Raw genomic sequence first — 22,783 nt, 5'->3', positions numbered from 1 at the left:
GTACACCTCGTCCGGCGCGATGCCGTGGCGCTGGAAGATCAGATGGAGCAGGAAGGGCTCGCCGCCCGCCCGGATCAGTTTTTTACTTCTTCCTCGTCGCTGTCGAAGCCGCTGATCTCCAATATCTCGGAGGAAAGCCTCGCGATCTCGCCCGCCAGCAGCAGCCCCATGATCGCGTCGGCCGGAGTGCCGTATTTTTCCGTCAGCTCGCGCGCGGTCCAGTCCGGCACGACGCATGACTTTTGGATGACGAGGGCGCCGAACTGCTCCTCGTCGAGGATTTTCTCCCGCTTGCTGCCTTTGCCCGCGAAGTGCGTGCACTGCTCCTGGATGCGGCTGATCGTCTTGCCGTCGAGCGCCTGGATCGTGAAGTCCACGCCCAACCTCTTCATCGGGATGTCCTTCTGCGGCCTCGTGTCGGCGCTCAGCAGCGCGTGCAGGACGGCCGTCTGGCGGTTGTCGCTCATGAACGTCTCACCTCCGTTATTCATCTAGGCTTCTTCCGCGGCGAGCTTGTCGAGCAGCTCGTAGCCGGTGAAGCTGAACGGCAGCTCCTCCTCGACGAGCGACCCGACCTCGTAGTGCAGCAGCGGGATCTTGTCGAACGTCACGCCCTTCAAGCGGACGCGGTAAGCGCCGTACGACTCGGGATCCTCCAGCTTGAGGATCAGCTCCGTGATGAAGCTGCCCTTCTTGTCGTCGGCGATCGAGCCGATCAGCTCCACGAACTCGGACGTCACCTTGTAGCCGCTGATCGTGCCGGTGCCGCTCAGTCCGGTCACCTTGTGGGCGGTCCAGCGCGTTCCGGCGCGCTTCACTTCTTCCTTGGAGATCTCCACGTTCGCTTCCGCGGACTTGATGTTCGTCAGCCACTTGCTGTCATGGTACACGTAGCCGTAAGCGCCGTTGATGACGCGTGTCGGATCCAGCATTCGATCTCATGCCTCCTCTTGGGTTCGGTTGCCTCAGACCTCGATGGTCAGGAAAATGCGTTCCATGCTGTCGATCTCCGTGTAGGCGATGCGCAGGTAGACGTTGTCGCCCTCGGACTTGCGCTCCGGATCGAGTCCGGCCTCGATGTCCGTCAGCACGCTGGCCAGCTCCAGCCGCTCAAGGTACGCCTTCACGGCGGAGATGAGCGCCGCCTGGCCGTCGGCGTTGTTGTCGAGCTTGCCGATGTAGCTGTCCGCCGCCGTTTTTGGAATGTCCGTCGCGACCGCCTGCCGCGCCCGGATCGTGCGGATCTTGGCTCCGCTCGTCACGAGCCCCTGCTCGACCTTGACCTTCTCTCCGTCATGGACGAGCGCGAGCGAGCCTTTTTCGAGCGCGGCCGCGATCTCGCTGTTCTTGAGCCGCCGCAGCGCGTCGGTCGCGGACACCTGGGCGTACGTGATCGACTTGTTGATGCCGGTGCCGGCGATCAGACCGGCGACATACGGCGCGTATTCGCCCGAGGAGTAGGACTTGCCGCCCGCCTCCGCGCCGGTGATCAGATTGACCGCGTAGTCGTCCTTCAGCTTGACGCTGCGGGCATTGCCGAGCGCCGGGTCCTTGTCCTCGTCCCTCGTGCCGCCGAATACGGCGAGGAAGTGCTTGCCGTCCTTGCGGCTGCTTTTGATCCACGCCAGCGTCAGATCGACCTCCGACGCCTCCACCTCGGCCGGATAGACAAAGACGTTGAACGGCCTCGCCTCCAGCTGGTCGCGCATCGAGAGGAAGCTTTTCGCCCGGGACGCCTTGAGCGCGTCGCCCTCGCCCGTCGGCGGCGTCATCGTGTACACGAGAACCTCGCGCGCCCCTCCTTGCAGGACGAGCAGCACCGGAGCCGCATCCGCCTCGCCGAACAGCTCGACCGCCTCGGCCGGCTTTTCGATCGTGTAGAACTTCTCCTTTGCCGCCGTGCCGTATTTCAGCAGCGGCAGCGCCACCGTGCCGCGCGCTCCTCCCTTGATTACAGCTGCCGCCGCGTTCACGAAATTGATGTACAGTCCCGGACGCGCCGGCAGGCTCGTCGTATCCCATGTACCGCCCATGTTCGTCGCCACCTTTTCCTTCGATTTGCTTGTTCGGTGCTGCTCAGCCTTCCCGGCTGTCGTTCAGATGAAGCTTCTTCATTTTCGGAGCTGCCGGCAGCTCCAGCCGCTCGCGCACGGTGCCCTGCAGCTGGCAGCTGCAGCGATGCAGGCCGCCTTCGAGCCGCTCCGACTGTCCGAGCCTCGCCAAGGCCAGCCCGCGCACGACGGTCGCTTCCTCACCGGACGCCGGCCTCGGCGAGGCGATCAGCGCCTCGAGCGCCAGCACCGCCTCCCCGGCGCTCGAGCGGTAGCAGGCGACGGCATAGCTGCGCTCCGCCGCGACGGCATGCGCCATGTCGAGCCGCCGCTCTTCCGCCAGCAGCGCCACCGTCCAGTCTCCGTGAGCCGGCTCGGCCGGAGGCTCGTGCCGGCTGATCGCCGCATTCGGCTCAAGCCCCTTGATCCAGGCGCAGATGGCCTCGATGTCCGCCGTGATCGTGATCGCTCTCTCCTCCTTTCGGGCACAACCTGGATTATAGGAGCGCCGAGGGGGGACGGGGGAGGATGAACTTTTATCACCCGGCCTCGGAACGGATGTTCAGCGGGGGGATGATGGAAGTTCGCCCTGTTCAGCTGAGGCGGGACTTGATATACTCCATGAAAAACAGGCTCGGAGGAGGCGGTCCGCATGCGCCGCATACGCGTCATGCTGGTGGAGGACGATCCGTTCTGGCAGGAAAACATCAGCTCCGATCTGGCCGCCGAAGCGGATATCGAGGTCGCCGCCGTCTGCGGAAGCAAAGAAGAAGCCCTGCAAGCGGCAGCGCTTGACAGGGCTCTGGACGTGGTGCTGATGGACATCAATCTGTCGGGCAACAAGCTCGACGGACTGGAGGCGGTGCAGGAGCTGTGGCCGATTCTAGGCGAGCGCGACGTCAAGGTCATCATGCTGACGTCGCTCAAGGAAAGCTCGATCATCCTGAAATCGCTGCAGCTCGGAGCGGTGAACTATATGACCAAGCAGAGCTGCAAGGATATCGTCCGCGCGATCCGGGAAGCCGCCGCGGGCGCCGCGCAGATCCACGCGGACGCAGCCGGCGCGATGCGGGCCGAGCTGCAGCTGATGGAGCTGACGCCGACCGAGCGCGAGGTGTACGAGCTGCGTCGGGCGGGGCTGAGCCGGCAGCAGATTTCCGACCGGCTGTACAAGTCCGCCCATACGATCAAGTCCCAGATCAAAAGCATCCGCAGCAAGCTGCTGCCGTTCCGGCTCCATCAGCCCTCGCGCGCGGCGGACGACGAGCATGATTGAGCCCGCGCATGCCGGCTGGCGCAGGCTTGCGGCGTCAGCCCTCGCTTGCGGCGGACGGCGAGGAGGCATGCCGCGCCTGCTCCGCGGCGGCGAGCGGCGGCCTCGCGCGGAATCGGGATGCCGGCAGCTGCAGCTGCACGATCGTCCCGCTGCCCGGCTCGACAGGCGGAAAGACGATCGCTCCGCCGTGCTTCTGGGCGACCTGCGCGCAATAGGACAGGCCCAGCCCGTGGTTGGACGCGTTTCTTTTGGTCGTGTAGAACGGCTCCATGATGCGCGGCGCATGCTCGGGATCGATGCCCGCGCCGTCGTCGCGCACCTCGACGATGAACCGCTTGCGCGTCGAAAAGGCGCGCACCGAGATGGTCCCTTCCTTGCCCTTCGCCGCATCGGCGGCATTTTGCAGCAGGTTCGACACCGTCTCCAGCAGATGCATCCGATCGCCTCTCAGCTCCCCGTCCTCCACGCTCGACTCGAGCCTCGTCCCGCGACCTGCCAGCTGAGGCCGCATCGGCCCGAGCGCGCCCTCCAGCATTTCCCGCACATCGACGGCGGCTTCGCGCAGGACGATCTCGTCCGACTTTTCACGGATGCTCTCCACCATGGAGAGCAGATGCGAGGTGACGCCGCCGATCTGCCGCAGCGATTCCTTCGACCGCTCCGCCTCCCCGTTTTCCAGCTGTCCGGCCGCCTTTTCCGTCAAGTAGTCGATTTTTTGAATCTCGTTCTTGATCGAGTGGTTCAGGATCGACACGCCCATCGTGATCGCGCGCAGCGAGTAGCTGCGGCGCTCGCGCTCGATGCGCAGCTTGATGCCGAGGAAGCCGTTGCGGATGAGCTGGTACAGGATGGCCCCGACGAGGCTGAAAATCATGATGACGTTCAGCTGCCACAGGTTGTTGCTTTCCAGGCGGAAATCCCACATGCGGAGCTCCAGCCGCTTCATGCCGAGGAAGTCGGTCACGTACGCCCAGACGACCGCCGCGGAGAACAGCCAGGCGACGCGTTTCTTGTTGCTCAGGCTGTACATGCTGCCGTCCCGCCAGTAGGCGAGGAAGAAGAAAAACACGGCCGCAGCGAGATAGAAGCCGACAAGCAGGCGCTGCTCCTCGAAGGCGAAGACGTTCCACGGCTCCCGCTCGAGATGGCGCAGCAGGTTCAGGACGGCGGGCAGCAGCAGCGCGGACGCAAGCAGGTGACGCGCGCGGCGGGACTCGATGCCGCCCATCCAGAGCGCGCCGAGCGAGGTGATCGCGGGAAAAAGGTACAGATAGACGGTCATCATGAAGACGCTCGCCTGATAGAGGATCGTCTCGACGTCCGGCGTCAGCCAGCCGAGCGGCTGGAGGCGCGGAAGGATCGTCAGATGGATGGAGAAGGCGCAGCTGGACATGCCGCCGCTCAGCATCGTCAGCGCGATCCAGAAATTGCGGCGGAAGTTGAAGGCAAGGAACGTCAGTCCCAGCGTCCATAGCGACAGGAACATGAACAGATACAGGATCGTCAAGCTAGCGTCCTCCATTGCTGGCCAAAAAGCCCGATTCCTTTCGCTCCGATTATACGGCAGCGCGCCGCCAGCAGGGATGGGCCTAAAGTCATAGGCACGGACAGCGGCGGTTTTTACACAATGTTAAATGTACAATCCGGCCTTTGCCCTCTATACTCTTGAGCGAACGTTCAGGCGCGGTTAAACCGATGTTCAGTCCTCAGCCGCCGCGGATGATTCCAATTCGACTGGGAGGGATTTTTATGTGGAAACGCAAGCTTGGCTGGGGACTTGTCGCGATGCTCGCCTTTATGGCGGCGCTGTTTCCGGGCGCTTCCGTCCGGACCGAGGCGGCAGCCGGCTATGACGCCGTCATTTATTTTCCGTTCGACCGCTACCCGCTGACCGGCGATCATATCCGCGACGCGATCGCGGACGGGCATTCGGCGATCTGCACGATCGATCGGGCCGGCGCGGACGCGAACCGCAAGGAGTCGCTCAAGGGCATCCCGACCAAAAGCGGCTACGACCGCGACGAATGGCCGATGGCGATGTGCGACGAAGGCGGTGCAGGCGCGGACGTGCGCTACGTGCCGTCCTCCGACAACCGCGGCGCAGGGGCATGGGTCGGCAACCAGCTTTCCTCGTACGCGAACGGCAAGCGGATCAAGTTTGTCATGTCCTACGGCAGCTGACGAGCCTTCTCCGCGTCCGGCGGATCGGCTATACTGAAGCTACCCGATTCCGGCGCATTCAACCGGTTGAAAAAGGAGTGATGCCGCATGACCCGATTGGGCACCACCGAGCTGCTCGTATCCTACTCTCAGCTCGCGGCGTACAACCGCAGCGAGGAGCATCCTTATTCCGACTGGACGGACGAGCATGTCGGCCAAGGCTTTGCCTGGCGCGAGGGCAGCGTCTCGTTCGGCACGCTCGGCGATGTCCGCAGCCTCGTCGAGCTGGAGCTTGACGAGAGGCTGCCCGAGCCGGCAGCCGACGCGGTCCGCGTCATCGTCGTGCCGTTCCGCGCGGACGGCAGCGGCATCGCGGTCAGCAGCATCCTGTCGGGGACGCTGGCGGCCGAGCTGCCCGCCGGCTTGTACGAGCTTCAGTTCGAAGCGTTCGAGCCGGCGGGCGGCGGCGATGGCCCCGGCCGCTATCGGCTCGCCTTCGCCCCGGCGGAGTCGCCGGCGGCTCGCATCGTCCGGCAGGACGAGGAGCTCGACCCGCCTGCCGAGCTGGTCCTGGCCGCGGAGGCGGCCGTTTGAACATGAGCCTGGCCGCATCCGTGCATGCACGGATGCGGCCAGGCTTTTTCACGGATGCGGCCAGGTTTTTTCGACGGTCCGGTCGTTCGACGCCAAGCTCCTCCGCTGATCCAGGTCCGCTGCGGCGAGTCCAGTTTGACGCCGTTATTGCTTGCGGTGCACACCCGCGGCGCCGAGCGCCGAGCCGATGATGCGGATCGGCACGTCCGCCGTCTTGCGCGTGCCGTTGCGGTACACCACCTCGAAGCGGATCGTATAGTCGCCCTTGGACAGTCCATCCGTCAAATGCGCCCACCGCTCGTCATGCAGCTCGCCCGCATAATGGCGATCGGCCGTCACCGGCTTCAGGATGGTGCGTGCGTCCAGCCCGCCTCCGGCCGTCAAGCTCGCCGTCACCTGCAGCACCGGAGCCGGGACCGGATAGCCTTGCACGATCAGCTTCTCTCCGGCATAAAACTCCTTCGGATGCTGCGCCGTCTCGTGGCCGAGCCGGTCATGGATTTCCTTCCAGTCCGCCGTATGGCCGACATCGGCGCTCAGTCCAAGCGGCACGACCGAGATCGGCTTCGCCGCCGTCGCTTCCGCCTTGCCGTCGCTGACCGTCAGCGTCACCTGATAGGTGCCGGGCAAGGACCGTTCAAGGAGCGGCGGAGCCGCATGCACGCTCGTTCGGCCCGACGGGTCGAGCACGGTCCATTTCGCCGTAAGCGCGTCTCCGTCCGGATCGGACGAGCGGTCGAGCAGTTGGATCGGGTCGCCTTCGTAGACCGGCCTCGGCGTCCAGTCGAAATCGGCCACTGGCGGGCGATTCGTCTCGAGATAGAAATACTTCGGCGCACTCCAGGCGCTCCAATCGAAGCCGTCGTAGGCGCGGACCTGCACGTACAGGTTGACCTTCTCCGGAAGGTCGGTCGTAGGGCGCCAGCTGCGGTCCTTGCCCGGCCGAATGTCCGTATCCCGGAGCAATTCGCCGCCGTAGCGATAAATCCTCAGTTGATACCGGCTCTGTTCATCGCTGTCTGCATCCCAGTAGCTCCACTGGAAAAGCGGCCTGAATTCGATCAGTTTGGTCGGCTGATTCGGATCGGAGCTCGCCGGCACGGTGATTTGAGCGGACGGGATCTGGTTGTGAATCGTCACGGTCTTGGTGATTTGCGCTTCGGCACCGAGCGAGTCTTCGACGCGCTGGCGGATTTCAAAGGTGCCGATCGTGCTAAAGCTCTTTTGCCAGCTCGTCCGGCTGCCGCTTGCGATCGTCTCGGCTCCGTTCGTCGTCCGATTCCTCAAGTACCACGTATGCGGCAGGTTCTCGCGGCCGCCGTCCTCTTTGTCCCATGCGGTGGAGTCGAACGTGATCGTCACGCCTCGATACGTGTTCACATGGCTTTGGTTGAAGCCAGGCACTGGCGGCGTATTGTTCGCGCCCGTCACCGTGACATGGAGCGTCTTGACGGTGTAGGCCGACCATGCGCCGTACTCATCCTTTACGGCCATCCCAATTTCGTACATGCCTTTTTCTTGCGGCGTCACGAGCTTTTCGTAGAAGGTGTCCCCCGAAGGCGTCGTGTAGTAGAACTTCTTCTCCAGAATGCCTCGCGTCAACCGATATTCAATGCCGGTTGCTTCGGTCGAATAGTTGCTCGGGCTTTCGTAACGATCCGGATCGTAGCTGCTGTCGGTCCAGATGACTTTTCCGTCTCCGGATAGCGTCACCGTATACTGCGATACCGGGCGGCGATGAACCGTTACTTTCTTTACGAACGGATTGCTCTCCTTGCGGTATTCACTGAATCGATTGTCCGGATACCGGTAGTCCGGATGCGGATCGTCCTGGGCTCGCAGCTGCACGAGGTAATCCCCGACTTTGTCGAAGGCGAGCTGCTCGCTCTCGAACGTTTTTCCGTGCAGCGCCGAAAGGCCCTGATTGTTGAGGAAACGCGGCGTGTGCTCGAAGCTCCAGCGGTACGAGCCGGCCTTCGGATCGTTCTCCGGATCGAGGAACTGGATGCTGTCGTACTGGACTTCCGCCTTGGCCGTTCCTTCATCCCAAATGGCGTAGTCGGCCGACCATTCGACTTTGCTGTCGACGGCCTTGTACGTCAAGGCGCTGAACCTGACATACGCCTTGTTCGCGAAGTAGCCGAACTTGCCTTCGAGGAATTGGCCATCCGTCGCCGACAGGATCGGGATGTTGTTCAGGAAAACCTCGATCTTGCTGCCGACGGTCTTCACTTTGAAGCCATAGCTCACGTCCGATTCGAACGGATAGCTGCCGGCCTGCAGCACGGTCCGGCTGCCATTCACGTATTTCACAAGATCCAGCGAGTGGCCATTCGACTCCACGGCATAGCGGTTTCGCGGGTCTTGCATGCGGAAGCTGAAGCCCATCGCTTCTTGGTCTACATCAACGTCGAGCATGCGCTGGCTGTACTTCATTTCCGCGTCGCTCAGCGAGACGTCCGAGACGAACTGGCCGTTCGTGAACGTCTGCTTGACGAGCGGCGTTGTCGATGGAGCGCCAGAGGTAAACCAGATCATGGCATTCGGCTCGGAGTTTTCTCTCGGGATTCGCTTCAACGCGAAGAGTGATCCATCCCCGACGTATTCGCGGAAGAAGGTACAGCCGCGATAGCTTATCACCAAGGAACCGCTCGGATTGTAGACTTGGCCGTCGGCTGTGCAGTTTCCTTGATTGTACGGCGTAGAGTTCGTGATGTATCCATCGGCTGTCCGAGTAGAGAAGTCTGTCCCCTGAGAAGATCCGTCCCAGTTGAAGGTCGCGTTATTCCAGTTGGATAAATTCTGGAGTGTAGCACCTGACTTCATGTTGAAGACCTTTGTTATTCGCGTCGGGAGGTAAGGCTCGCTTCCCATGAAATAAACATCGACATAAAGCTCGTTTGCGAATGTGTTCATCCACATCGGGTTGTAGCCGTAATAGCCGCCCGCCCCTGCGAACATGCCGATTGAATTGGAGTTCAGCGCCATCTGCTGGTCTGGCTCAGATAAGTATCGGCTCCAGATGAGATTCATGTTCTTGTCGTATTTGTTGATCGTCAAATCGAAGAATAGGGTCATGTCCCGATACTCGTTTTGCTTATACCCATAGCCTTCTAGGGTGTAGGTGTTTCCTTCGGGATCCAGGTACATCTCCGGCGCGGCCCGGTATGGATAATCGGCAAGATCCCAAGGGGTCGGTCGGTTCATTTGCCGTTGAATGGAACCCAGCGTTGTAAGGGTCATGTTGGGGCTGACCGAAACAAAGTGCGCGTACGCGCTCCCGACCTGGTAGTTGTCTTTGCCGCCAGAGCTGAAATCTCTCTCCATTTTCAAGACAACGCCGTTTCCAGAAGTCGTGGAGTGAATGACCCAATCCTTGAAGTTCCAGTTCACTTTGTCCGTGAACCGGTTCATATTGGATGGCACGGTCGTTTCTTGAAGAAGGGTTCCGTTTGCGGCATCGTAACGCCGAATGATGACATCGTCAACAGAGGAAAGAACGACGTACAAGTATGGACCGGAGAGCTCCCATGTCATTTTTCGTGAAAATGGACCCAGGTTGATGACATAATCATACGGACTTCCTTTGCTCCATTTCTTGGCTTTCCAGTCATAAGGATTATTGCCTTGGACAAGAGGCGAGAGTTTCTTAGGATTCAATCCGTAGATCTTCATCTTACCTTGGTAGTTTGAATAATTAGAAATGCTGAAGATGACATGTTTCTTGTTGGACCGAACTTTCGGAATTTCATTGTACTGCGTGTACGAGATGCTGTACGCCTCGATTTGCCGCCCGTTCTCATCCGCTAAGTAATCGTTGAAATAGGCCGTATTCGTCAACGCTCGCCAAGGGGAAAGGGCGTTGGCGCCAAAGCCGTTGTTTGGCTTCGTGCCGTTAATCAGTTCCACTTCGCCGCCATAGCGCATGAAGGAATAGGTGTTGTTTTGGGCATCTCCGAAGTTTTTGGCGTCTCCGCCGATGAGGCTTCCTCCGTCGACGCTCCATAGCCGCGACCGATCAAATACCGTTTCGTTCGTATTCGTTACATAGACGGGCCACGTAATCATTTTCTCCGGACGGATCGTCGTGCTCGCATCGAGATCCGGCTGCGGGTTTTTGCCCTTCAAGTCGAAGGAGACTTCCGGCGCGTTGTTGACGATGTTCAGCGTGTAGCTTTCGATCGGTTCGTCATCCGTATTGTCCTTCAAGTTGAAGTCGTCGGTGACTTCGGTCCAGAACAGGTACTTGCCGACTTTAGGGGCCGTGAAGGATACCTTTTCCTTCGATCCGACAATCGTCTGCCAGGCATCGTCCTGAAAGCCGTTGTTCAACGCGTCGTACTTGAAGCGGTAGATGGCGGAGACGATCTGGTCGCCGTCCGGACTGAACGACTTGTTCAAAATGACGTTCGGTTCGTTCCGTATCCCTAGCTTCGGCACGTCGAGCTTGGCGATCGGAGGCAGGTCGGGCTTGACGATGATCGTGCATCTGGCCGGCTGCTCTGATTTTCTCCCCTCAACGTCGTAGACGTTCAGCTGGACCTCGACCGTGATGTTTTGTTGCGTTCCGTTTACATAGGAAGACTGCCTTCCGATCCATTCATCTTGACTGTGATCGATCGCAGCGAAGACGGGGCTGTAGCTTTTGCTGGAGTCGAACAAGGCGTCTGGTATGTAATGGTTCTCGATGACTTCGTCCGGGCACTTGATGATGGGAATAGGGCCTTTAGACTGGACGTTGATGAAAGCCGAAACCTCACCGGTCGCTCCAAACGGATCGCGGAGCGTGCCTTTCACGGTGTGGACACCAGGAGTGTCCATGCGAATTTCGTACATGCCCCAGCTGCCTTCCGGATATCTTCCTTTCAGGCTCTTTATCCATGCGCTATTCCCGTTTGCAAAATCAAATCCATCAAAAGTCACTTCATCGCCATCCGGATCAAACGGGGAGGGGATGGACGGATCATGCAGAACGATTAGGTACATGGTTTCGCCTTCAACAACGGAGGTTACGGGAACCGTCGGGTTGCTGGGCCGAACAAAGGCGGCTTTGCCGGACGGCGGGCGGTTGTTCGGCGGGTTTTTGACTTCCAGCGGGCGGGGGCCGATTTCCTTCTGTCCGCAGTCGGTAATCAGGGTCATGTAGACCTGATGCGTCCCGGTGCTGATGGCACTTGGGTAATCTTTACGCTCGATCGTCGTGTCGGACCAACTGTGGAACCAGCCCGTCACGCCTTCCCTGGAGCCGCGCTTGAACGTGTACATGTGGCGCAGATATTTACATTGCTCGAATTCCGGATCTTTCGGGCGAAGCGTGAAGCTGTCGCCATAGTCGATGGACGGGGGCGTGACGTCAAAGTTCCCTCCAAAATCCTTGCTAGGAGGAGGGGGTGTAGGCGTCGGTGCTTCGCCCGGCGAGAATGTTCCATCTACCGTGTTGTTCGTTTCGCTGGCTTCGTCGATCGTGTTGGCCGAATCGACCGTCAGCCGGAACGTTTTAGGCGCATTCGACGTGAAGGTACTGCTGAACGTGAGCGACCGGCTCGCCCCCGCCTTCATGGAGGGAACGGATTCGGATTTCAAGACCGTCCCTGTACCGACGTCTTTTACGTTTACCGTGAAGGCTTTGTTGATGTCGACGCCGTCGTTATGATAGTCGGCTGTAAAGGTCATCGGTTTTCCGATTTCTATTTTTCCTGATGATCGGATGTTGTCTGCGACTAAATCGGGTTTAGAATTGTCAATTGGATCGTAGATGACGTTTACCGAATAACTTATTTCGTAGGTAAGAGCTGCCCAAGTTGTTTCGGTGTTTATTGGTTCATAGCGCCTACCTTGGACGTTTCCTGAACTGCCAGAGAGGGCTATCCAATGAACTCCGTTTATATTGTTAGTGGCATTTAATTGCAGTTTGACTTTTACGTAGCCGTAACCTGGCTTTCCATTTCCTTTAGCGGTAACTTCGTGAAAGCCTAAAGATTCGGCTTCAATGACTTTTACGGAAGAAAGTTTAATCTTATCAGTTGGAACTCTATCGGTAGTTTTTTTGTCTTTGCGGTAAAAATCAGGCACCCCCAGCTCATCCGACCACGCAGCAGCAGAGCCATCCGTATAGCGCAGTCTGGAATCGATGGTTTGTCCTGAACTGTCTTTCTCAGGAATAGCTCCAGGATATTGAGACACCCCATTCTGATAAGTCGATGAGTCAGCTATAAAGGTGTAGGACGGAGTGTCTCCTACCTGGATTGTCCAACCCTTGCCATCTGACTTCCGCCAAATATCATAATACATTCTTGATTCTCTTTGCCCGGTGAGCTCGACGGGTACGCCATTTACGGGCGGTAATGCTATCTGGCCGCTACCTTCATCGTAGGTTCCTAATTGGCCCTTTTGATTCCCGTTAATTTCAAAAGACCAGGACTTTACTTTGCATCCAGACTTCTTAACGGTTGCGGTTTTTAACCCTTCAATTATGTCTGAGTTGTGGAGCCCGCCCCCGTTGCCGGTTATTGTAGTAGATTTGCAGTTGGTTGCTTCAGCTGCTTCGGCAATCGAGTTTGGAGGGAAGGAGAAAACCTCAAATAATGGCATTAGAAGCGCAAGGAGTAACATCACACTGATTTTTGATTTCATTGAATTTTGCCCCCGAAGATCCTGCCTTCTTCGTTAAGCAGAATCTTATGTTTATCATTTCCGAAAGATTCGAAATAAAAGAAAACATTATTGTAAGTTGACGCTTCTTTAACCTTCTCTTTACTGATTGAATAAAGTGCCCATATTTCCTGGGAATGGATCGTTCTCATGTCAAAGTGCCAGTTTGATCCAAGGGGTCCTTTGCTACCGTAAGGCATGTGTAAAGCAAAGATGAAATGGGGCAGACTGATCATAGACATGAAAGGCATGCTCAATTTTTCAGTTTTTGTGTTCGTGACGTTAACCTTGAATGCGACAAGGTATTCGTCTTTCCATGGTTTGTAGGTAAGACGATGGATGCCTGCTGGATCGAGCTTGTTTACTGGTTCAAATGAAGATTTTGGTACCCAATTCATATAAGGACTGTTTTTGTCGTCCATATCAATAATGATGATTTGCTTAAACTCACCATCTATATATGGTCGAATGTTAGCCTTGAACGGCAACTGCCGGAACTTCCCGCCCCACATCGTCTCGACGTTTGTTCCCGTGTACGCCACTTCGGCATAGGACGCCGCCCGCTTGTCCATCGGCAGCGTCCCGCCGGCAAGCAGCGTCAGCATGCGGTCGATGATGACCGTCGCCTGTGCGCGCGTCGAGCTTTCCTTCAGACCCAGCTCGCCTCCGGACAAGCCGGACAGAATGCCGCGCTTCGTCGCTTCATAGACGAGCTGAGGATCGGTTGTTTTTGCCTGCCGCAGCTTCTCGTCCACGGCCCGTACGACGAGCCGCGCCATCTCCTGACGGCTGATCGGCTGGGACCAGTTGTCGTTGAAGTCGCTCGTTTTGTGGACGCCGGCGCTGACCGCCGCTTGAATGTACGGCACATGCCAGGCTTGGCCCGCCGCCGCTTCGCCTACCGGAAGCCCCAGCGCGGAATCGGTCATCTTGATGAACTCGGCGCGAGTAATCGACCGGTCGGGGCAGAACAGGCCGTCTCCGCAGCCGTTGACGAGCCCCTTTCCAGCGAGCTTGGCCACCGAGGCGTAGTACCACGCCGACGGCTTCACGTCAGTGAAAGCAGCCTCAGAAGCGGCAGAAGCAGCCCCGATCTTCGACAGCAACGTCCCTCCGCTCGTCGTCCCCATCAGCAATCCCGCCATCGTCAAAGCCATCCACGTTTTTTTCATCTTCATATCGTTCATCCTCCATCGGTTAAGTTATTTGGGGTTCCGCAGTCGTTCCGCTGCGGCTCATGCCACTAAAAATCATCGATTGTTCCATTCCTGACTCCCTTCTTTATCGGAATTTCCTACCGGGATTGACACCAATTGCATCCTTTAGAACCCATAAAAAGGCAAAAAGCACCTGTTCGCGTGGGGCAAATGCGAACGGGTGCTTCCCGTAGCGGATCTCTATTCGGTTATCCAAGTCGATCATCAGCTGCAGTCCTCTGCGCCTTCCCTGCTGATGGAGCAAAATCGGCGTGGCAAACTGTCGGCTTCGCAGCGATCAGGAGCCAATCTCAATCTCCGGAGTCCCTTTGCTCATTTTATCCACCATCTGTACGGTCGGTTTCACAGTATAACCTCACCAAAATCTGGTTCGTCATTCCTTCGACACGCGGCGTCGGTTTCCTCTTTATGAAGAAAAAAGGCCCTCTTCGTGTAAAGGAAGACCTAAGCAGTAACAAAAATCTTAACCCAACTGAAGTGAAACAAAAGCATATTATGGTACGTCTGCGGAGCTGGAGGTGTTTATTTTGAACAAGTTGGTAATTATCCTTTTTCTAGCATTGTTGGGCTGCCAATCTTCGGGACCTGATGAATCAATGACTACTAAGATAAACGGCACTCCATCCGCCACATCAAACGCTGCAAACGAGCTTTTCTCCGTTCATGTTTCGGTTCCACAGCAAGTTAAAGCAAACGAGGATTTTACGATTGACGTTGAATTAATGAATAAGACGGAACGGAGAGTCGAGATCTTAAGTGGAGAGCCCGTGTTTTATTATGTCATACACCGGTAAGTCGATTAACATGATTGCAAGGAACGATATAGGGGTTGTGCATCCAATGGCAGGAAGCGAGGTTATTTCAGAAAAGCATCCGTACCGGTTTAAAAATCCGGGCGTATATGAGGTTTCGGCCATTGCGGAATTTTCTGTTCAAGGTGGAGCAGACGACGAGGTCTACAAAATGGAAACGGCTCGAAAGCAGATTGAGGTTATTAGCCAAATGTCTCCTAGCGGGAACCGAACGCGCTGATTCAATGAGGGGCTAAAAAGACGGAAAAACGCTTCGAAGAGATTGAGGCCACTGAAGAAGGTACCGTTTCTAAGCGGCTCGAAAAATTCATCGACAACAAGGCATCGGCTCCCAGTAACTGGGTGCCGATGCCTTGTTGTTGGAACCATCTTGGACACTTCTTGCCTACTCCTGCTCTCCCATTTTTAATATTCGTTTTAAATTTACGGCAAATTAGGGCCATTGCTCCTTGCGAAACCGACGGTCTGTCCGCTGCTGGCATCCCGCCCGATCAGCTCTCGCGCTCGCCCGTCAGGAAACGGTAGCCGATGCCCGGCTCGGTCGCGATATAGAGCGGATCGGCCGCGTTGTCCTCGAGCTTCTTGCGCAGATGGCCGACATAGACGCGCAGATAATGGCCTTCCGACTCGACATGGCCCGGTCCCCATACTTGCCGGAGCAGCTGCTTCTGCGTCATCACCTTGCCCGCGTGCTGCGCGAGCGCCTTGAGCAGATCGTACTCGGTCGGCGTCAGCTTCACCCGCTCCCCCGACAGCTCCACGATCCGCTGCGCCAAGTCGACCGTCAGCCGCCCGAACCGCAGCACCGGCTCGGCCGCCGGGCCGCCCGCCGCATGGCGGAGGGCGACGCGGATGCGCGCGACGAGCTCCCCCGTGCCGAACGGCTTGGTCACATAATCGTCCGCCCCGCTGTCGAGCGCCTCGATCTTGTCCTCCTCGCCGTCCTTGGCCGTCAGCACGATGACCGGCATCGGCGACCACTCGCGCAGCCGCTTCAGCACGTCCAGTCCCGGACCGTCCGGCAGGCCGAGATCGAGCAGCACGAGGTCGGGATGCCCGGCCGCGGCCTGCAGCAGGCCGTCCTCGCCCGTGACGCTCTCCTGCACCTCGTAGCCATGCGCCTGCAGCGTCATCCGCAGCAGCTTGCGGATTTGCGGCTCGTCCTCGATGAGCAGGATGCGCGCTCCACCCGCCTTATTCGTCATGCTCTCCGCCTCCTGTCTGGTCCGTTGCAGCCGCCGGCAGCTCGACGGTCACGACGGCGCCGATGCCGCCGTCCCCGGGTCCGGCGGCGATCGAGCCGCCATGAAGCTCGGCGACCGCCTTGGCGATGGACAAGCCGAGTCCCGTCCCGGTCACCGACGCTGCATTGCCGCTGCGATAAAATTTCTGGAAAATCCGCTCCCGGTCCGCCTCCGGAATGCCGATGCCCTCATCGCGGACGGCGATCCGCACGAAGCCCTCCCGCTCCTCGGCGGCGATGACGATCCGGCTGCCGTCCGGCGAATATTTGACCGCATTGCCGATCAAATTGACGAGCATCTGCTCCAGCAGCACCGGATCTCCCCGCAGCAGAGGGGCGGGATCGCCGAGCCGCAGCTCGACCGCCCGGTCGCCCCGAGCCTCCTTCAGCTGGCGAAGCGCCGCGCCGACCAGCTCGTCGGTGCCGACCCAATCCCGCCTCAGCCGCAGCAGGCCGCTCTCCAGCCGGACCATGCCGAGCAGATTGGCCACCAGCCGGTTCATGCGCAAAGCCCCTCCGCGGATCGAGACGAGCAGCTCGCGCCGCTCCTCCTCGCCGAACAGCGCCCCCGATTCCAGCAGGGCGCTGCTCGAGCCGATCATCTCCGCGAGCGGCGTCCTCAGCTCATGCGAGACGGAGTCGAGCAGCGCGGCCCGCAGCCGCTCCGACTCGGCCGTCACCTGCGCCAGCCTCGCCTCCTCGCCCCTGCGGATACGGGCCAAAGCGCCCGCCGCCAGGCCGGCCATCGCCTCGCAGCGGGTGCGGTCCGCCGGCCACGCCCCTGCCTGCTGCGGGTCGCCCCGCAGCAGCAGCACGCCGAGAGACTCTTCCTCGGCCGTCAGCGGGAGCAGCAGCGTCGCTCCGTCCAGGATGCGGATGCTGCCCGCGTCCCCGGCCTCCTGCCGGGCGACGCTCTCGACGATCCGCCGCATCCGCTCCTCTTCCACATCTGGCGCAGCCGCCGGGTCGGCGCCGTAGCGGACGAGACGTCCGTCTTTTCCCGGCAAATAAAAGACCGTCTCCTCTCCGGTCAGGCTGCCGATGCCCGCCCGGAACGTCCGCACGAGCGACTCGACATCCGCTACGTCGCTCATGCTCCGGCTGATGTCATACAGGATCGCCGTCTGCCTCTGCTGCGTGACCGCCTGCCGCACCTGTCGCTTCAGCCGTCCGGCCAGCTCCGACGTGAGCAGCGCCACGGCCAGATAGACGGCGAACGAGACCAGATAGCGCAGGTCCGCCACCGTGAAGCTGAGCACCGGCGGCACGAAGAAGAAATCGAACGCCAATATGCCTGCTCCCGCTGCGGCGACGGCCGGACCGCGTCCGCCGTAGACCGCTCCGATCAGAATCGGAAACAAATAGATCAGCGCCGCGTTGACCGGATCCATGCCCAGCTCGGGAACCCGCATGAGCGCGGTCAGGGCGGCCGTGCCCGCCACTACCGCCGCATAGGGCAGCCAGCCCGGCTGTGCGGCTGCTTCCGCCATGCTCCGTCACCCTTTCCAACCGATATCGTCCCATTATACCGCACCGAGCCGCCCCAAGCCCGGCGCGCAGCCGTAAAAATAATATAAAGAATGCGGATTTTTTCCGACAGTCTGTCCGGCTCGCGCTTTACAAAATGTATAGCCCTCTTTCTTCCAATCGTTGGTATAATCGGAGCGAATTCCAATCCATTCGATGTCAGGAGGCATGAAGTCATGAAATCCGTCGTCCGTCTCATCGCCAGCATCTCTCTTGTTCTCGCGCTCGTCCTCGGCAGCTCGCCGCAGCTCGGGCTGCAAGCCGTTCCGTCCGCCGCCGCCGCGGTGTCCGGGCCTACGGACTTTGCCGGCATCATCAGCTACCTGAAGGCGAACGGCAAGCTGCCCCCGAACTTCCTGACGAAAAGCCAGGCGACGAGCCGCGGCTGGGTATCGAGCCAGTGCAATCTGGCGACCGTCGCTCCGGGCTACAGCATCGGCGGCGATACGTTCCAGAACCGCGAGGGCAAGCTCCCGGCCAAAAGCGGACGGACGTGGAAGGAAGCGGACGCCTACTACAGCTCCGGATGCCGCAACGCTTCCCGCGTCCTCTATTCGAATGACGGCCTGTACTACACGACGAGCGATCATTACGTCACCTTCACGAAGTGGAACTGAGATGGTAGACTAGAAGCGGAGAGGGACTTGCCGGAAACGGCAAGTCCCTTGCCATGGCAGGCTGGAAAAGGGGGTCTCGACATGAGAGAGCTGCTGCTGGACGGAAGCAAGCTGCAGGCATGGAACGACATTCACGATTGGTTTGCGGAGCAGTTCGGCTTTCCGGAGCATTACGGCCGCAACCTCGACGCTCTCTACGATTGCCTCGGCGACTATGCCGCGCCGCCGCTCCGCTTGCGGTGGCTGCGCTTCGAGGAAAGCCGGGTTCGTCTCGGCGAGGATGCCGCGCGCGCGCTCCTGCAGCTGCTGCAGGACGTCGAGTCGGAGCTGGACGGCTTCGAGGTGAGCGTCGAATGAAGCTCCGCTTGTTCCGCGCAGGCTGCCTGCTGCTGCTCGCTGTCCTTTTGGCCGCGGGCTGCGCCCTGCGGACGGAGGACGCAGCCCGCGGCGGCTCCGGAGCGGACGGCGCGGACAACAGCTTCGCTACGATCATCGGCCATCTTCGGGAGCATGGCGAGCTGCCGGAGCATTTCCTGACCAAGGCCGAGGCCCGGAAGCGCGGCTGGGACGCCAAGTCCTGCAATCTCGCCGACGTGCTGCCCGGAGCGAGCATCGGCGGCGACCGCTTCCAGAACCGCGAGGGGCTGCTGCCGGCCAAGTCCGGCCGGATCTGGCGGGAAGCGGATGCCGAGTACGAGTCGGGCTGCCGCAACGCGAAGCGGGTCGTCTATTCCAATGACGGCCTCTATTACGTCACCGAGGACCATTACAAGTCGTTCCGGGAATGGACGGCTCCTTGATCGCAGAATGAAAAAAAGCAGCTCCCGAGCGGCCGTCTTCCGGCCGTGCGAGGAGCTGCTTTTTTGCATGCGCCGCTTGTTGTTGCTCAGATCACGCTGCGCGAGGAGACGTAACGGTCCTTCCACCAGCCGCTCGTCAGGCTGTGGATCGCCACCCCGTCCGCCGAAGGCGTGTTGTGGATGAACTGTCCGTTGCCCATGTAGATGCCGACGTGATTGATGACGCCGTTGTTTGAGCCGACCGTATCGAAGAAGATCAGATCGCCCTTCTGCAGATTGGCCCGGCTGACGGCCTTGCCTTGGCTCTTCTGCACGCTCGTGCCCCACTTCAGGCTGACGCCGGCTTGTCCGTAGACGAACTGCGTGAACGACGAGCAGTCGAAAATGAGTCGGGATTCGTTGCGGACGCCGTAGCCGTAGCTGACTCGTCCGATATAGCTCTGCGCGATCGAGACGACTTGGTCTCGCTTGGAGGAGACGCCCGGGGACGTCGTGCCGCCGGTCGAGCCGCTCGGTCCCGAGTACGTCGAATATTGGCTGGAGGAGGAAATATAGCCGCTCTCGCCTCGCGGCGTCAGCACATGCAGCCAGTAGGCGTTCGCCTGGCCGACGACGTGGACCTGCTCTCCTTTTTTCAGCATGCGGATCTTGTCCGATCCGGCGCTTGCCTGAACCCTCATGTTGACGCCATATGTAATCTTGGTCTCGTAGGATGCCGCCGCCGAAACGGTGCTCGAGGCGGGAATCCAGGCTCCTCCTACGGCTCCAAAAGCGATTGCCGCGCTCAGCGCCACCTTGATCTTGTTTCGGCTTACCCAACTGTTGTTCATTCTGGATGCTTCCTCCTTGGGTGCAAGTTGTACCCTGAGCATACCAGAAATGAATCGGCCTATATTTTTCCACAAAGAGCGGAAAACCAAGGACGGCTTGGCTCGGCCGCCCTTTGTTAGAAATAAATGAGAAAGCTCTAACCTTTCATTTCCTCTATTTCCTCTCCTGCCTCCCCCTCGCCCGCCAGACCGTGCGTCTGCCGGAAGTAGGCCCGATTGTGCAGCATGCTCGGATGATCCGGGAATAGGCGCAGCGCAGCTTCGTTATGCTCATGCGCCTTGGCGTACAGCCCCATCCGGTCATAGCAGAGGCATAGCTGAAGATGCGGATACCAGGTGCCGGCCGTACGATCGGACAAGCCCATCGTCGACGGCCAATCCGCCTTCAGCGCCTGCTCGTACCAATAGGCCGCGATGCCGTAGCTGCCGCTGTCGAACAAGGCGTTGCCGATGGCACAGCAGCCTTCCGGCCGCGGCTTGTCGTAAGCAAGCGCGCGCAAGGCGGACTGCAGCCGCAGCTCCGGCTGCCCGAGCGCTTCGTAGCACGCCGCGAGCTTCATGCAAGCCTGCAGATTGTCCTCCACCCAGCCTTCGCCGGTCCGCAGCATCGTCTCGTAATGGATCGCCGCTTCGTCATGGATGCCGTGATCCTTGAGCTCGTTGGCGTAGTAATAGAGATCGCGCACCGAAAACGCCTCTCCCCGCTCCCGCCGCTGCCGGTAGATGCGCAGGTTGCGGTCGGTATAGGCTTTGTCCTTGCCGTGCTGCACCGCCGCATCGGCGTCCAGATGAGGTCCCGATGCGTCCAGATACTCATGCACCGCCCCGATCCAGCGGAAGCCGCGATCCCTGCGCACGATGCGGTTGCGGCGCAGGCTCGACAACGGCTCCCCGTCCGCCCCGCGGCTGAGCACGTACGGCATCGTCACCCGCCAGATCGAAGGGTCCAGCGTCCGCTTCAGCTCCAGCAGGCGCTCGGCGTCCTGCGGCTCGACGTAGTCGTCGGCGTCCAGCCAGAGGATGTAGTCCATCTTGGCATGAGAAAAGGAGAAGTTGCGCGCGGCGGCAAAATCGTCGATCCACTCGAACGGCTCCACCCTCGCTCCGAACGAAGCCGCGATCTCTGCGGTGCGGTCCTCGGAGCCCGTATCCGCGATGACGATCTCGTCCACGACTTCCCGGACGGAGGACAGCGCCCGTGCCAGCACCGCCTCCTCGTTCTTGACAATCATGCACAGGCTGATCGTGATCACAGCTCATCCCTCCTGTCTCCACCGTATTCGCATTCTCCGCTCTCCATGCCTAGCGCGGCTTCACCTCCCGGCCTCGTGCCGCATATACAGGCAACATCGAAGGACCGACCGCTCTCGAGCGCTCGGCAGCTAGAAAGGAGCGGCGGAGAGTGGCCCCTTCAAGGCGCGGCAAGAAACGATTCAAATCCCGCCCATCGTTGCGCAGGCTGCTTCGGTGCGCTGCTACGCTGGCGGATAAGCGCTGGTCGGGAAAAGAGCTGGCGCGAAAGCTGGAGCGGCTTATCGAGGCGGAGGGCCGGAAGGCATGCGCGAAGCCCAAGCGACGCAAGGCGACTCGGCCGAGCGGCGGCATGAAGCCTTGCCAGAGGAAGCGGCGGCGGCCGAAGGCTCCCTGCCGGCCTTGTGATGCCGGAAAAATCAAGGCGCTGGTGAATGAAGAGCTTGGCCTGATCGTGCCTTTGCTGCCTCCGGGCAGCACCGGGGCGACTGGGGCGACAGGTGTTGCAGGAGCGACGGGCGGCACGGGGGCGACTGGGGCGACGGGCTTTACGGGTGCAACAGGTTCTAGTGGAGCGACTGGGGCGACGGGCCCTAGCGGGGCGACGGGGGATCCTGGTGCAACAGGGGCGACCGGTTTTACGGGTGCAACCGGTTCTAGCGGTGCGACTGGGGCGACGGGCCCTACTGGGGCGACGGGGGATCCTGGTGCAACAGGGGCGACCGGTTTTACGGGTGCAACCGGTTCTAGCGGTGCGACTGGGGCGACAGGTTCTAGCGGAGCTACTGGCACCACAGGGGCGACCGGGGCCACTGGCTTTACAGGTACGACTGGCGCTACTGGTGCGACCGGCTTTACAGGCGATACTGGTGCTACTGGCGTGTCTGGTACGACTGGAGCTACTGGGGCCACGGGTGCGACTGGCATCACAGGTGCGACAGGCTTCGCTGGAGACACGGGCGCGACTGGCTCTAGCGGTGCGACCGGGGCTGCTGGCGCAACCGGGGCGACTGGAGACACGGGCTTGACCGGGGTGACTGGTTTTACGGGGACCACGGGTGCAACCGGGGCGACCGGCGCTACGGGTCCGAGCGGAGTCGCAGGGGTGACTGGCTTCACTGGCGCGACTGGCGTTACGGGTGCGAGCGGAGTTACTGGCGTCACTGGGGCTACCGGTTCTACCGGGGCCACTGGAGACACTGGCTCGACAGGAGCAACTGGATTTACGGGGACGACTGGCGCTACGGGTGCGACAGGTGCGACCGGGTCCACGGGAGACACTGGCGCGACCGGAGTAACTGGCTTTACAGGTACGACTGGTGCAACTGGAGCGACCGGCTTTACAGGGGCGACTGGCTTCACTGGCGAGACGGGCGCGACGGGTTCTAGTGGCGCTACTGGCTCCACGGGTGTGACCGGGGCCACTGGCTTTACGGGGGCAACTGGTGCAACTGGGGCCACGGGTGCGACTGGCAACACGGGTGCGACTGGCTTCGCTGGAGACACAGGCGCGACAGGTTCTAGCGGTGCGACCGGGGCGACCGGCTTTACTGGCGCAACTGGTATTACAGGTGCGACTGGCCTCCCTGGCGATACTGGCGCTACGGGTGCGACCGGGGTGACTGGCATCACGGGGGCGACAGGTGCGACAGGTGCGACCGGGGCCACTGGCGTCACGGGCGTGACCGGAATAACCGGTTTTACCGGGACAACGGGTGCAACTGGGTCGACCGGCGCTACGGGTTCGAGCGGAA

Annotated in this window: 18 protein-coding genes; 7 read left to right on the top strand and 11 right to left on the bottom strand. The window is 60.2% G+C overall.

The genetic code is table 11. From position 1 onward, the window contains the following. Nucleotides 1-74: 74 nt before the first annotated feature. From NYE40_RS10060 to NYE40_RS10045, 4 genes are read right to left on the bottom strand one after another with little or no spacing between them, the layout of a single operon-like run. Nucleotides 75-491, bottom strand: coding sequence for a hypothetical protein (locus tag NYE40_RS10060; RefSeq protein ID WP_052333400.1), 417 nt, complete (start codon nt 489-491; stop codon nt 75-77). Further along, nucleotides 492-932 carry a phage tail tube protein gene (locus tag NYE40_RS10055; RefSeq protein ID WP_028599616.1) on the bottom strand — a complete coding sequence of 147 codons (441 nt, stop codon included), beginning with the start codon at nt 930-932 and terminating at the stop codon, nt 492-494. It abuts the gene before it with no gap. A gap of 33 nt (nt 933-965) precedes the next feature. After that, the gene (locus NYE40_RS10050) at nt 966-2,033 is read right to left on the bottom strand and encodes a phage tail sheath subtilisin-like domain-containing protein (RefSeq protein WP_043111535.1); all 1,068 of its coding nucleotides are present in this window, start codon (nt 2,031-2,033) and stop codon (nt 966-968) included. Nucleotides 2,034-2,076: 43 nt separating this feature from the next. Further along, nucleotides 2,077-2,403: a hypothetical protein gene (locus NYE40_RS10045; RefSeq protein WP_028599614.1), complete on the bottom strand. Its 327-nt coding sequence runs from the start codon at nt 2,401-2,403 to the stop codon at nt 2,077-2,079. 300 nt (nt 2,404-2,703) lie between these two features. Between NYE40_RS10045 and NYE40_RS10040 the strand changes: the two genes are divergently transcribed. After that, the gene (locus tag NYE40_RS10040) at nt 2,704-3,327 is read left to right on the top strand and encodes a response regulator transcription factor (RefSeq protein WP_339279854.1); all 624 of its coding nucleotides are present in this window, start codon (nt 2,704-2,706) and stop codon (nt 3,325-3,327) included. A gap of 34 nt (nt 3,328-3,361) precedes the next feature. On the opposite strand, the gene NYE40_RS10035 is transcribed toward NYE40_RS10040, so the two are convergent. Beyond that, complete coding sequence (locus tag NYE40_RS10035) at nt 3,362-4,834, bottom strand: HAMP domain-containing sensor histidine kinase (protein WP_164820099.1); 1,473 nt, start codon at nt 4,832-4,834, stop codon at nt 3,362-3,364. Between the two features lie 278 nt (nt 4,835-5,112). Here NYE40_RS10035 and NYE40_RS10030 point away from each other — a divergent pair, with 278 nt between their 5' ends. Both NYE40_RS10030 and comJ read left to right on the top strand, forming a co-directional pair. Beyond that, nucleotides 5,113-5,508 (top strand): NucA/NucB deoxyribonuclease domain-containing protein, encoded by a 396-nt coding sequence (locus NYE40_RS10030; RefSeq protein ID WP_028599611.1) that lies wholly within the window; start codon nt 5,113-5,115, stop codon nt 5,506-5,508. An 87-nt stretch (nt 5,509-5,595) separates the two neighbouring features. Further along, nucleotides 5,596-6,081, top strand: coding sequence for a competence protein ComJ (comJ, locus tag NYE40_RS10025; RefSeq protein ID WP_153783426.1), 486 nt, complete (start codon nt 5,596-5,598; stop codon nt 6,079-6,081). 144 nt (nt 6,082-6,225) lie between these two features. Here the strand turns inward: comJ and NYE40_RS10020 are convergent, their stop codons facing one another. Both NYE40_RS10020 and NYE40_RS10015 read right to left on the bottom strand, forming a co-directional pair. Next, nucleotides 6,226-12,714, bottom strand: coding sequence for a CARDB domain-containing protein (locus NYE40_RS10020; protein WP_084137409.1), 6,489 nt, complete (start codon nt 12,712-12,714; stop codon nt 6,226-6,228). Continuing rightward, nucleotides 12,711-13,910, bottom strand: coding sequence for an S-layer homology domain-containing protein (locus NYE40_RS10015; protein WP_028599606.1), 1,200 nt, complete (start codon nt 13,908-13,910; stop codon nt 12,711-12,713). The genes NYE40_RS10020 and NYE40_RS10015 overlap by 4 nt, the downstream gene beginning before the upstream one ends. A gap of 879 nt (nt 13,911-14,789) precedes the next feature. Between NYE40_RS10015 and NYE40_RS10010 the strand changes: the two genes are divergently transcribed. Beyond that, nucleotides 14,790-14,981: a hypothetical protein gene (locus tag NYE40_RS10010; protein WP_127464330.1), complete on the top strand. Its 192-nt coding sequence runs from the start codon at nt 14,790-14,792 to the stop codon at nt 14,979-14,981. A 271-nt stretch (nt 14,982-15,252) separates the two neighbouring features. Here NYE40_RS10010 and NYE40_RS10005 read toward each other — a convergent pair whose 3' ends face one another. Continuing rightward, nucleotides 15,253-15,966, bottom strand: a complete 714-nt coding sequence (locus NYE40_RS10005) for a response regulator (protein ID WP_028599605.1) — start codon at nt 15,964-15,966, stop codon at nt 15,253-15,255. Beyond that, nucleotides 15,956-17,494, bottom strand: coding sequence for an ATP-binding protein (locus NYE40_RS10000; protein ID WP_339279853.1), 1,539 nt, complete (start codon nt 17,492-17,494; stop codon nt 15,956-15,958). Before NYE40_RS10000 ends, NYE40_RS10005 begins: the two co-directional genes overlap by 11 nt. Nucleotides 17,495-17,707: 213 nt before the next feature. Here NYE40_RS10000 and NYE40_RS09995 point away from each other — a divergent pair, with 213 nt between their 5' ends. The 3 genes from NYE40_RS09995 (at nt 17,708) to NYE40_RS09985 (ending at nt 18,948) form a co-directional block, all read left to right on the top strand. Then, nucleotides 17,708-18,148, top strand: coding sequence for a ribonuclease domain-containing protein (locus NYE40_RS09995; protein ID WP_028599604.1), 441 nt, complete (start codon nt 17,708-17,710; stop codon nt 18,146-18,148). Nucleotides 18,149-18,229: 81 nt separating this feature from the next. After that, nucleotides 18,230-18,505, top strand: a complete 276-nt coding sequence (locus NYE40_RS09990; RefSeq protein ID WP_028599603.1) for a barstar family protein — start codon at nt 18,230-18,232, stop codon at nt 18,503-18,505. Then, the gene (locus NYE40_RS09985; protein WP_339279852.1) at nt 18,502-18,948 is read left to right on the top strand and encodes a ribonuclease domain-containing protein; all 447 of its coding nucleotides are present in this window, start codon (nt 18,502-18,504) and stop codon (nt 18,946-18,948) included. Before NYE40_RS09990 ends, NYE40_RS09985 begins: the two co-directional genes overlap by 4 nt. A gap of 86 nt (nt 18,949-19,034) precedes the next feature. Here NYE40_RS09985 and NYE40_RS09980 read toward each other — a convergent pair whose 3' ends face one another. Both NYE40_RS09980 and NYE40_RS09975 read right to left on the bottom strand, forming a co-directional pair. Beyond that, nucleotides 19,035-19,778, bottom strand: coding sequence for an SH3 domain-containing C40 family peptidase (locus NYE40_RS09980; RefSeq protein ID WP_339279851.1), 744 nt, complete (start codon nt 19,776-19,778; stop codon nt 19,035-19,037). Nucleotides 19,779-19,915: 137 nt separating this feature from the next. Beyond that, a complete protein-coding gene (locus NYE40_RS09975; RefSeq protein WP_339279850.1) occupies nt 19,916-21,031 on the bottom strand; it encodes a glycosyltransferase family 2 protein in 1,116 nt (371 codons plus the stop codon). Between the last annotated feature and the right edge of the window lie 1,752 nt (nt 21,032-22,783).

It is taken from the genome of Paenibacillus sp. FSL W8-1187 (genome assembly GCF_037965485.1).
Taxonomy (GTDB): Bacteria; Bacillota; Bacilli; order Paenibacillales; family Paenibacillaceae; genus Paenibacillus_O; species Paenibacillus_O pasadenensis.
This window is presented reverse-complemented; position numbering and strand designations above follow the sequence as displayed.